A 9872-nucleotide genomic window follows, 5' to 3' on the forward strand; every position below is an offset into this window, starting at 1 on the left:
CGGGGCCTAGGCGCCCCGGACGAGTCCCAGCACTCCCACGACCAGGGAGACCACGGCGAGGGCGAGCGACACGCCGATGAGCACCGTGTGCACGCGGAGGAAGGTCGTCGCGCGGCCGTCCGCGTCGCGCGCCCGCGGGTCCTTGCGGACGCGGCGGAGGAAGGGCGGCCAGACGATCGCGTTCCACACGGCGTTGACGATCAGGAGGCAGCAGGCGAGCGTGATCACGAGGGTCCAGTGTAGGAGGAGCGGGACGGCCGGACCGGGTGTCGGCGGCCGCCGATAGACTGCCCGCATGAGTAGCGCCCCCGACCGTCTTGTCTGGATCGACTGCGAGATGACGGGGCTCGACCTCTCCGTCGACGAGCTCGTCGAGATCGCCGTCGTCGTCACCGACTTCGAGCTGAACCCGCTCGACGAGGGGCTCTCCCTCGTCATCCGGCCCGACGCGACCGCGCTCGAGAACATGGGCGACTTCGTCCGGTCGATGCACGAGACCTCCGGCCTGCTGGTCGAGATCCCCTCCGGCGTCAGCGTCGCGGAGGCCGAGTACGAGGTGCTGGAGTACGTGCTGAAGCACGTCCCGGCCGAGCAGCAGGCCCCCCTCGCCGGCAACTCGATCGGCACCGACCGCGCCTTCCTCGCGAAGTTCATGCCGCGCCTCGACGGCCACCTGCACTACCGCAACGTCGATGTCAGCACGATCAAGGAGCTGGCACGGCGCTGGTTCCCGCGCATCTACTTCAACGCGCCCAAGAAGCACGGCGGACACCGCGCTCTCGCCGACATCCTCGAGAGCATCCGCGAGCTGCAGTACTACCGCCGTGCCGTGTTCGTGGAGCAGCCGGGGCCGAGCACCGCCGAGGTGCAGGCCGTGTCGGCCGCCGTCGTGGACGAGTTCGCCTCGCGGATGTAGTACTCTCGTACAGTTGCTTCGGCGGGTCACCCCGCCGGAACACGCTCCTGGTGGGTATAGCTCAGTTGGCAGAGCGCCTGGTTGTGGTCTAGGAGGTCGCGGGTTCGAGCCCCGTTACTCACCCCAGTGGCTGTGCATGCAGCGGAAGAGGCCCGGAGTTCCGACTCCGGGCCTCTTCGCACATCCGGCGACCGGCAGCGATCGCCGACGCAGAGAGGTCCCGGATGCTCGAGCTGGACGAGGACGCCTTCGAAGCCCTGGTGATCTCCGAGCTCGACGCGCTCCCGGACGACATGGTCGACGGGCTCGACAACGTCGTGTTCGTCGTGGAGGACCGGCCCGAGGACGGGACCCTGGATCTGCTCGGCTACTACGACGGCGTCGCCCTCACCGAGCGCGAGCGCTACGGCTTCGGCGAGATGCCCGACCGCATCGTGCTGTTCCGCGAGCCGCACCTCGCCGCGTGCGACGATCTGGACGCGCTGCGCGACGAGATCCACGTCACGCTCGTCCACGAGATCGCCCACTTCTACGGCATCGACGACGACCGGCTGCACGAGCTCGGCTGGGCCTGATCACCGCCGAGGGCGAGCCTCCCACCGGCATCCGCGCGTCGCCGCGCTCGGAGGGGACCCCTCAGCCGCGCACCGCTCCCCCGCCGCCCGTGTCCAGCACGAGGTCGGCGTTCTCCCGGGGCCGCTCCCGAGCGCAGTAGGAGCGGAAGTCGCGGTCCCAGGCGTCCCAGTGGGGAGCGAAGAGCTCGCCGTCGCGCTCGAGCGCACGCACGCGCCGCACCTCGTCGTCGGCCTCGAGCCAGACCACCAGATCGGCGTGGCGGCGCGCGGCGGCGCCGGCCGATCCGCAGCCCTCGAGCACGAGAAGCGTCTCGCGGACAACGCGGCGCCCGGCCGTCGTCCCCGCGGCCCAGTTCCAGGGCCGCCAGTGCGCCGCGAGGCCGAGGCCGTGGGGGCGGACGAGCGTCCCGGCCGTCTCCCGCGACGCCCGGTCCAGGCCCGTCCAGCCGGGGTAGAGGTCGTCCATCCGCACGAGCGCGACCGACGATGCCGCCGGCGCGAGACGGAGCTGCTCGACCAGCGCGCGCGCGAACGTCGACTTGCCGGAGCCGCTCGGTCCGTCCAGCAGCACCGTCCGACGACGCCGCGCGATCACGGAGCGGGCGAGGTCGCCCGCCGTGTGATCCGTCAGCGGCAGGATCCGCTCAGCCATGCAGGACGAAGCTCCAGGAGCCGGTGACGACGGCGGCGGTCACGGCGACGGCAGCGATCAGCACTCCGCCCGCGAGCAGCAGGAGGTCGCCGGCTCCGAGGCGCGACTGCCGCGCCCAGGTGCGCGGGACGCCGGAGCCGAAGCCCTTCGCCTCCATCGCCGTCGCGAGCCTGCTCCCCCGCCGGATGGCCAGCACGAGCAGCGAGAACGTGCGGGCCGCGAGGCTGCGGAGCGCCTCGGCGGGCCCGCGGCCGTCGGCGACCCCACGGGCCCGGCGGGCCATCGACAGGGTGCGCCAGTCGTCGACGAGCAGACCGACGAGCCGCATGCCAGCGAGAGCGCCGAGCACGAAGCGCGAGGGCAGGCGCAGGATCTGCGCGAGGCCGTCCGCCAGGTCCGTCGGGTCGGTGGTGGCGATGAGGACCACGCTCGGCAGTCCGATCGCCAGGACGCGCAGCGCGATGGCCAGCCCGAGGGCGACGGATCCCTCTGTGACCGACACGATGAGGAACTCCGCGTAGACGGCGCCGCTGTCGCGCCCGTAGAGGACTGTCGAGAGGCCGGCGAGCGGAGCCGCGATCCAGACGGGAGCCGTCCGCCGCACGAGCTCACCCGCTCGGAGCCCCGCGAAGGGCAGAACCAGCAGCTCGAGCGCCAGCGCCGTCGCCGCGGAGACCGCATCGACCGTGAGGAGGAGCGCGAACGCGATGACCAGGCTGGCGAGGAGCTTGGCCACCGGGTTGGCCCGGGCGATCCGGCTGCGCGCGGGAACGGAGTCGAGGAGCGTCATCCCGACACCACCTCGCGGGCGCCGAGGGTGACGACCGAGTCGGCGAGGGCGGCGACCAGCGCCTCGTCGTGGGTGACGGCGAGCACCGCCGTGCCCGCGTCGCGCTGCTCGGCGAGGAGGTCGACGAGCACCTCCCAGGTCAGGCGGTCCTGCCCGAACGTCGGCTCGTCGAGGACGAGCACGGACGGCGACCGGGTGAGGGCGGACGCGACGGCCAGGCGCCGCTTCTCGCCTCCGGAGAGGGTGAACGGGTTGGCGTCGGCGAGGTGCGCGAGGCCGAGGCGCTCCAGGAGCTCCTCCGCCCGATGCCGCTCCGTCTCGTCGCGGGCGCCCAGCGCGAGCTCGGCGCGCACGCGAGCGGTGAGGAACTGGTGCTCCGGCTCCTGGAACACCATCGCGATCCGTCCGGCGAGCTGAGCCGAGGTCCAGCGGATCGGCTCCGGGCCCGCACCGGCGCGGAGCGACTCGGAGGCGGTCACCCGCCCCGCGACCGGCGGCAGGAGACCGGCCAGCGTGAGCGCGAGGGTCGACTTCCCCGCGCCGTTGGGTCCCAGCACGGCCGTGGCCCGCGCGGAGTCGACGGCGAGCTCGAGCCCCGAGGCCACGATGGTCGAGCGGCGGCGCCCGAGGACGGGCCGGCCGATGGCGAGGTCGTGCGCGCTCAGGGCGGCGGGCGAGGGCAGCTCGCTCGCCCCGCGCCGGGCGGGGGTGTCACCGGGCAGCCAGACGCCGGAGGCGCGGAGCACGTCGTGCGTTCGATCGAGGACCTCGACTGGAGCGCCGTCGGCGACGACCGCGCCGTCCCGCCCGAGCACCACGACCCGGTCGACGAGGCCGACCCACACGTCGACCCGGTGCTCGACGACGATCAGCGTCGCCCCCGTGCGGGCGGCCGTGCGCTCCACCGCCGCCCGCACCTCGCGTACACCGTCCGGATCGAGGTTGGCGGTGGGCTCGTCGAGGAGCAGGAGCCGCGGACGCATGGCGAGCACACCCGCCAGGGCGAGCCTCTGCTTCTGCCCGCCCGAGAGCGCCGAGGTGGAGTGGTCCAGCGGAACGTCGAGCCCGACGTCGCCGAGCGCCTCCCGCACTCGCGCGGGGATCTCCTCGCGCGGCACGCCGAGGTTCTCGCAGGCGAACGCGACGTCGTCGCCGACCCGCGCCAGGACCGCCTGAGTGTCCGGATCCTGCAGCACGAGCCCCGCGACACCGCGCCGGGTGAGCGGCGCGGCTCCGTCGATCTCGAGCTCGCCCGCCGCGGAGCCGTCCTCCTCCCCGCCGAGGACGCCGGCCAGGGCGTGCAGCAGCGTGCTCTTTCCCGCGCCGGAGGGGCCGAGGAGCAGCACGCGCTCCCCCGGCTCCAGCGCGAGATCGAGGCCGGAGAGGGCGTCGCGGGAGCGTCCCGCGTGCCGCCAGCTCCAGCCCCGCGCCCGGACGTAAGCGCCGCTCATCGAGCGCCCGCGCCGGCTCCCTCGACCGTCCGGCCCTCGCGCCCGGATGCGAAGCGGTCCAGCGCTCCCGAGGCCGCGAGCCCCCGCACCGCGAACCAGGACAGCAGCCCGGCCAGGAGCGCGCCCGAGACGATCGAGGAGGCGACGTAGACGGTCTTGAAGAGCGCGTCGTTGACGGCGTAGTACGACAGCAGGTCGTTGATCGCGAGGGCGAGCCCCGCACCGGCACCGGCCAGCATCGCGACGAGCGGACGGCCGCTGCGGTAGAGGAAGAGCGCCAGGACGATCTCCGCGCCGAGTCCCTGCACGAGTCCGGAGATCAGCACGGTGAAGCCCCACTGGGTGCCGATCAGAGCCGACACGGCCGCGGCGACCAGCTCGGTGTAGAGCGCGGCTCCGGGCTTGCGGATGATCAGGCCGCCGAGGACGCCGGCGAAGAGCCAGCCGCCGCCGAGGAGCCCGCCGAGCCCGGGCAGGAACTCGAAAGCGAGGCCGAGGACGTTCGTCGCCAGGCCCCAGGCCCAGAAGACGATCCCGCTCGCGACGGCGACGACGCTCGCCACCACGATGTCGACGACCCGCCAGCGCAGATCGCGCCGGGCCGGGGCGGAGGAGGTGAGGTTCTGCGCGTTCGTGTTCTGCGCGTTCGTGTTCTGCGCGTTCGTGTTCTGCACTGACGTGCCCTTTCGTGGAAGCGAATGGAGGGCACGGGTTGGTAAGAGGAGATCGAAACGTTCCTTCGCTGGCATGACCCAGATCAGGTTCGACGGTCGAAGGCTGCTGCCTTCCTCTCAGCCCGGTGCACCGGACTCCCGTGTTCATCGGCAATCATAGACGTCATGTCGTGGTCGGTGGTCGTCGTCCTGGCCGTGCTGCTGATCGTCCTGCTGCAGGCCCTGCTCTGGCAGCGCCGTGCGCGGATCCGCCGCGAGCTGCTCAGCTACGGCACGCGGGTGCCGGCGCGCGTCGTCGGGCCGGATCCGGCACGCGGCGATCGCGATTCGGCACGGGATCTGGGCCGGCTCCTGGTCGTCTACCGGACCGCCGAGGGTGTGGAGAAGCGCGCGCAGAAGTACCCGCTGAAGCGCGGGGATGCGTGGATGGCCGGCGAGCCCGCCGCGGTGATCTACGACCCCCGCCGGCCGGACGACGCCGAGCGGCTGATCGTCGGCTTCGGCCGGACGAAGAAGAAGTGGTACCCCGCGCGCCAGCAGCGCGCCAGCTGACGCGGGGCCGCTCCGGCTACTTCTTGAGGGCGCGGATGATGCGCGCGAGGGCCTTGCCGGTCACCCACACGAAGGGGATGCCGACGGCGAGGACCGAGATCACGTTCGGCTGGAACCGCAGGCCGAGGTCGTCCTTGATGTATGCGCCGATCGGGATGACCGTGGCGCCGCCGCCCCCGCCGCCGCCCTCCTGGCCGTCCTCGGAGCCGCTGCCTCCGCCGAAACCGAACCAGCGGAGGGCGACGGGGACGAGCGAGACGCCGTCGACGGTGACGGGCTCGCCGTAGATCGTCGCGGTACCCGCGGTGGTGACGGTGTCGGCCAGGGAGACTGCGATGTTGGGCATGGTGCGACGGTACTCCGCGGCTCTCCGCGGCGACAAGCGGCCCGCCGGGGCGCACAGGACTCGTCCATGGACCTCCGGGGACCTGCTGCCATGATCGACGGATGTCCGCCCGCACCCGCCGCCGCCGCCCCGTGCGCTCGGCCGCGGTGGCGGTCGCGAGCCTCGTGCTCGCCGCCTTCCTCGCCTTCCACCGCGCGCTGCCCGATCCGATCGGCTGGCTGTCGGTCCTCGAGGTCGGGATCCCCTGGACGGGGCTGCTCGTGTTGCTCCTCATCGCGGCCGCGGCGGCCCTCCGGTCGCGCCGGACGGCGGCCGCGGTCACCGTGCTGGCGATGGTCTACGGCGTGCTGGTGCTGCCGGTCGCGCTTCCGGCGCCGGCCGTGCGCTCCGGCTCGTTCACCGTCGTCAGCCAGAACATCGAGACGAGCAGCGACGCCGGTGGGCTGGCCGCCTCGCTCGCCGCCCGCGGCCCCGACGTGATCGCGCTGCAGGAGCTCGACGGAGACGCCGTGGACGCGGTCGACGCCGAGCTGGCCGACGAGTACCCGTACTCGTCCGTCTCGAGCACCGTCGGCGTCTGGAGCCGAACCGAGCTGACCGACGAGGAGCCGCTCGACCTCGGTCTCGGCTGGGAGCGCGCGCTCGCCGTCGACGTCGACACGCCGGTCGGCAGCGCGCGCCTGTTCGTGGTGCACCTGGCCTCGTTCCGGCCGGGCGACCACGAGGAGCGGGACACCATGCTCTCGAACCTCGCCACCGCTCTTCGAGACGACGCGTCGGAGCGGACACTGGTCATCGGCGATTTCAACACGCCGACGGACGACCACCTGTTCGCTCCGGTGCTGGCGGAGGCGGGTCTCGTCCGCACGGGTGGAGTCGGCTTCCCGGCGACCTGGCCGTCCCTGCTGCCGCTCGTCTCGCTCGACCACGCGCTCGCCGACGGCGTCACCGCCGCGACCGTCGCGGTCCTGCCGCCGAACGGCTCCGACCACCGCCCGATCAGTCTGACGATCGGTTCCGCGTAGCGAGCGTGTCGCTGAGGTCGATCCCCTTGGCCGACTCGGGAGCCGACCGGGACAGGAGCGAGGCGGGACGCACGGCCCCGGAGCCGAAGCGGGCGGCCACGCCGTCGACCGCGAGCTCCGCGTCGCGCCAGTCGTCGGAGTCGCTCCACAGGGAGAACGCGACGTCGTCGCCCTCGACCAGCTGCTCGCCGCGCACGCCGATCAGCCGCACGGGCCGCCGCATCGGGTTGGCCGCCTCGAGGAGCGCGGAGGAGGCCTCGTAGAGGACCCGGGCCACGTCCGTCGCCTCGACGAGCGTGCGGGAGCGGGTGAGGGTGCTGAAGTCGCCGAAGCGCACCTTCACCGCGACGGTGCGGCAGCGCACTCCCGAGCGGCGCATCCGCACGGCGACCTTGTCGCAGAGCCGCAGCAGCTCACGACGGACGAGCTCGGGGTCGGCCACGTCGTCGGCGAACGTGATCTCGTGTCCGGCGCTCTTCTCGATCTGGCGGGTGTCGACCGGCCGCGGATCCACCCCGTTCGCCAGGGCGTGCAGGCGCCTCCCGGTCGCCTCGCCGAGGGCGGACACCAGCGACGGCAGCGGGGTGGTCGCGACGTCGGCGACGGTGCGCAGACCGCGGCGGACGAGCGCCTCCTCCGTGCTCGCGCCGACTCCCCACAGCGCGCTCACGGGCAGCGGATCGAGGAACTCGCGGACGCCGTCGGCGGGGACGACCAGCAGACCGTCGGGCTTGGAGCGGCCGGAGGCGAGCTTGGCGACGAACTTGGTGCTGGCGATCCCGACCGAGCAGGTCAGCCCGAGCTCGGCGTGCACCCGGCGGCGGATCTCGGTGCCGATCGCGAACGGCGAGCCCGAGATGCGGCGGGCACCCGCGACGTCGAGGAACGCCTCGTCGATGCTCAGGCGCTCGACCAGCGGCGTGAAGGAGTCGAAGATCGCCATGACGCGGCGAGAAGCCTCGCGGTAGCGCTCCATGTGCGGCTCGAGGACCACGGCCTGCGGGCAGCGGCGGAGGGCGACCGCCATGGGCATCGCCGAGTTAACGCCGTAGCGGCGCGCCTCGTAGGTCGCCGCTGTGACGACGGAGCGCGCTCCGTGGTGCCCCACGATGACCGGCCTCCCGCGCAGATCCGGCCGGTCGAGCAGCTCGACGGAGGCGAAGAACGCGTCCATGTCGATGTGCATGATGCTCGCGCGCGGGTCGTCGAAGGGCTCGGTCGTGACCTGCCGCCCCGTGCCGTCCTGCTTGCTCACGCGGTGCCGTCCTGCTCGCTCACGCCGTGCCGTCCTGCCTGCTCACGCCGCTCCGTCCTGCTCGCCCACGCCCTGGGACATGCTCGCACGCACCACCGACATCGGCCGCTCGACCGCTGCGCGCGGGCCGGCCGGGAATGAGCGCCGACCACTCGCGGTTGACCCGAGCACCACGACGCTCCGGAGAGACCATGACGCACGAGCAGCCCGACTCCCCCACCGCCACCGAGACCGGCCCCGGCGCCGAGATGAGCCGCTGGCTCGATCTGCAGGACCGCGCCCACCGCGCCTTCGAGCTCCGGCTGAGCGCCGTCGAGGACTGGTCGGCCCCCACGCCCGACACCGAGTGGGACACGCGCGCGCTCGTGCTGCACGTCGTCCGCGAGCAGCAGCGCGCGCACACGCTCCTCTCGGGCGGCGACGAGTCGGCGCTGCGACTCGAGTCCGTCGCCACCGATCTGAGGAGCGAGTGGCGCCGCGTGACCGACCGCCTGCGCGTCGCTGTCCGCACCGTCGACCCGGCGGCGACCGTGCAGCTGGGGCGCGACACCGTCAGCGCCGTCGAGCTGCTGCAGGAGCAGACGGCCGATGTGACCGTCCACGCCTGGGACCTCGCCCGCGCGACCGGCAGCGACGAGCGGCTGGACGAGGAGCTCGTCGCAGCGGTCTGGGAGCTCTTCGCACCCCAGGAGGAGACCCTGCGCGCGAGCGGCCTCTACGCCGCGCCCGTGCCGGTCGACGACGCCGCCTCCCTCCAGAGCCGCCTGCTCGCCATCACCGGACGCGACGACCGCCTCGCCGCCTGACGGCCCGGCGCCCGGACGCCGTCAAGGCCTGGGGGCGTCCAGGGACGCCGCGGCAGGATGGAGGGGACCACGAACACGGGGCGACCCGCCCCGACGAGGAGAGGAACGTCCATGACACGCATCGCCGTCATCGGAGCCCACGGCAAGGTGGGGCAGCAGATCCTGCACCTGCTCTACGACGCCGGCCACGAGTCGGTCGGAGTGATCCGCAACCCCGATCACGCCGAGGACATCGTCCGGCTGGGCGGCGAGCCGCTCGTGCACGACCTCGAGGACACGACGCCCGAGGCCTTCGCCGAGGCGCTGGGCCACGTCGACGGCATGGTCTTCACCGCCGGAGCCGGACCCGACTCGGGCCCGGAGCGCAAGCGCACCGTCGACCTGGGGGCGTCCGTCCTCAGCCAGAAGGCCGCCGCGATCGTCGGGGTCCAGCACTTCGTGCAGGTCAGCGCGATCGGTGTGGACGAGCCGCTCCCCGAGGACACGGAGGAGGGCTGGAAGGCCTACGTCGAGGCCAAGCGCGACGCCGACGCGGCACTGCGCGACTCCGGCCTCGACTACACGATCCTCCGCCCGGGCGGGCTGACGGACGACGAGGGCACCGGCACGATCACGCTCGGCACCTCCGTCGAGAAGGGGAGCATCCCCCGAGCGGACGTCGCCGCCACGGTGATCGCCGCCCTGGCGCAGCCGACCTCCATCGCGAAGACGTGGGAGATCGTCTCCGGTCCCACCCCGATCGAGGACGCGGTGGCTCAGGGAGCCTGAGCCCCGGCACCTCCTCCTAGAGTGGGGCGGGTGAGCACCCACCCGCCCCACTCTAGGAGGAG

Annotated in this window: 13 protein-coding genes, 1 tRNA gene and 1 riboswitch; of the genes, 7 read left to right on the top strand and 7 right to left on the bottom strand. The window is 73.1% G+C overall.

Translation table 11 applies throughout. The features are described from left to right. Window positions 1–6 precede the first annotated feature (6 nt). Window positions 7–228 carry an SCO4848 family membrane protein gene (locus C5C50_RS07300; protein ID WP_104223717.1) on the bottom strand — a complete coding sequence of 74 codons (222 nt, stop codon included), beginning with the start codon at window positions 226–228 and terminating at the stop codon, window positions 7–9. Between the two features lie 67 nt (window positions 229–295). On the opposite strand from C5C50_RS07300, the gene orn reads away from it, so the two are divergent. The 3 genes from orn (at window position 296) to C5C50_RS07315 (ending at window position 1491) form a co-directional block, all read left to right on the top strand. Then, on the top strand, window positions 296–916 hold the full coding sequence (gene orn, locus C5C50_RS07305; protein WP_104223718.1) for an oligoribonuclease: 621 nt from the start codon (window positions 296–298) through the stop codon (window positions 914–916). Between the two features lie 50 nt (window positions 917–966). Further along, window positions 967–1042 (top strand) — tRNA-His (locus C5C50_RS07310). A 98-nt stretch (window positions 1043–1140) separates the two neighbouring features. Next, window positions 1141–1491 carry a metallopeptidase family protein gene (locus tag C5C50_RS07315; RefSeq protein ID WP_104223719.1) on the top strand — a complete coding sequence of 117 codons (351 nt, stop codon included), beginning with the start codon at window positions 1141–1143 and terminating at the stop codon, window positions 1489–1491. A gap of 61 nt (window positions 1492–1552) precedes the next feature. Here the strand turns inward: C5C50_RS07315 and C5C50_RS07320 are convergent, their stop codons facing one another. From C5C50_RS07320 to C5C50_RS07335, 4 genes are read right to left on the bottom strand one after another with little or no spacing between them, the layout of a single operon-like run. Then, entirely contained in the window at window positions 1553–2143 is a 591-nt protein-coding gene (locus tag C5C50_RS07320) for an AAA family ATPase (protein ID WP_181133507.1), read from the bottom strand. Further along, window positions 2136–2933: an energy-coupling factor transporter transmembrane protein EcfT gene (locus C5C50_RS07325; RefSeq protein ID WP_104273187.1), complete on the bottom strand. Its 798-nt coding sequence runs from the start codon at window positions 2931–2933 to the stop codon at window positions 2136–2138. Before C5C50_RS07325 ends, C5C50_RS07320 begins: the two co-directional genes overlap by 8 nt. Further along, window positions 2930–4384, bottom strand: coding sequence for an ABC transporter ATP-binding protein (locus C5C50_RS07330; protein ID WP_104223721.1), 1455 nt, complete (start codon window positions 4382–4384; stop codon window positions 2930–2932). Before C5C50_RS07330 ends, C5C50_RS07325 begins: the two co-directional genes overlap by 4 nt. Then, window positions 4381–5058 carry an ECF transporter S component gene (locus C5C50_RS07335; protein ID WP_104223722.1) on the bottom strand — a complete coding sequence of 226 codons (678 nt, stop codon included), beginning with the start codon at window positions 5056–5058 and terminating at the stop codon, window positions 4381–4383. The genes C5C50_RS07330 and C5C50_RS07335 overlap by 4 nt, the downstream gene beginning before the upstream one ends. Window positions 5059–5101: 43 nt before the next feature. After that, a riboswitch (TPP riboswitch) is annotated at window positions 5102–5209 on the bottom strand. A 14-nt stretch (window positions 5210–5223) separates the two neighbouring features. Here C5C50_RS07335 and C5C50_RS07340 point away from each other — a divergent pair. Then, window positions 5224–5610: a DUF3592 domain-containing protein gene (locus tag C5C50_RS07340; RefSeq protein ID WP_104223723.1), complete on the top strand. Its 387-nt coding sequence runs from the start codon at window positions 5224–5226 to the stop codon at window positions 5608–5610. Window positions 5611–5626: 16 nt separating this feature from the next. On the opposite strand, the gene C5C50_RS07345 is transcribed toward C5C50_RS07340, so the two are convergent. Continuing rightward, window positions 5627–5956, bottom strand: a complete 330-nt coding sequence (locus C5C50_RS07345) for a hypothetical protein (RefSeq protein WP_104223724.1) — start codon at window positions 5954–5956, stop codon at window positions 5627–5629. 101 nt (window positions 5957–6057) lie between these two features. Between C5C50_RS07345 and C5C50_RS07350 the strand changes: the two genes are divergently transcribed. Next, window positions 6058–6981 carry an endonuclease/exonuclease/phosphatase family protein gene (locus C5C50_RS07350; RefSeq protein ID WP_104226744.1) on the top strand — a complete coding sequence of 308 codons (924 nt, stop codon included), beginning with the start codon at window positions 6058–6060 and terminating at the stop codon, window positions 6979–6981. Here C5C50_RS07350 and dinB read toward each other — a convergent pair. After that, window positions 6956–8236: a DNA polymerase IV gene (dinB, locus tag C5C50_RS07355; protein WP_104223726.1), complete on the bottom strand. Its 1281-nt coding sequence runs from the start codon at window positions 8234–8236 to the stop codon at window positions 6956–6958. The genes C5C50_RS07350 and dinB overlap by 26 nt on opposite strands. 191 nt (window positions 8237–8427) lie before the next feature. Here dinB and C5C50_RS07360 point away from each other — a divergent pair, with 191 nt between their 5' ends. Both C5C50_RS07360 and C5C50_RS07365 read left to right on the top strand, forming a co-directional pair. Continuing rightward, window positions 8428–9042 carry a TIGR03086 family metal-binding protein gene (locus C5C50_RS07360; RefSeq protein ID WP_258059445.1) on the top strand — a complete coding sequence of 205 codons (615 nt, stop codon included), beginning with the start codon at window positions 8428–8430 and terminating at the stop codon, window positions 9040–9042. 111 nt (window positions 9043–9153) lie between these two features. Then, window positions 9154–9810, top strand: coding sequence for an SDR family oxidoreductase (locus C5C50_RS07365; protein ID WP_104223727.1), 657 nt, complete (start codon window positions 9154–9156; stop codon window positions 9808–9810). The last annotated feature ends 62 nt before the right edge of the window (window positions 9811–9872 follow it).

Origin of the sequence: Rathayibacter sp. AY1D9 (assembly GCF_002932395.1) — a bacterium.
Classification (GTDB): Bacteria; Actinomycetota; Actinomycetes; order Actinomycetales; family Microbacteriaceae; genus Rathayibacter.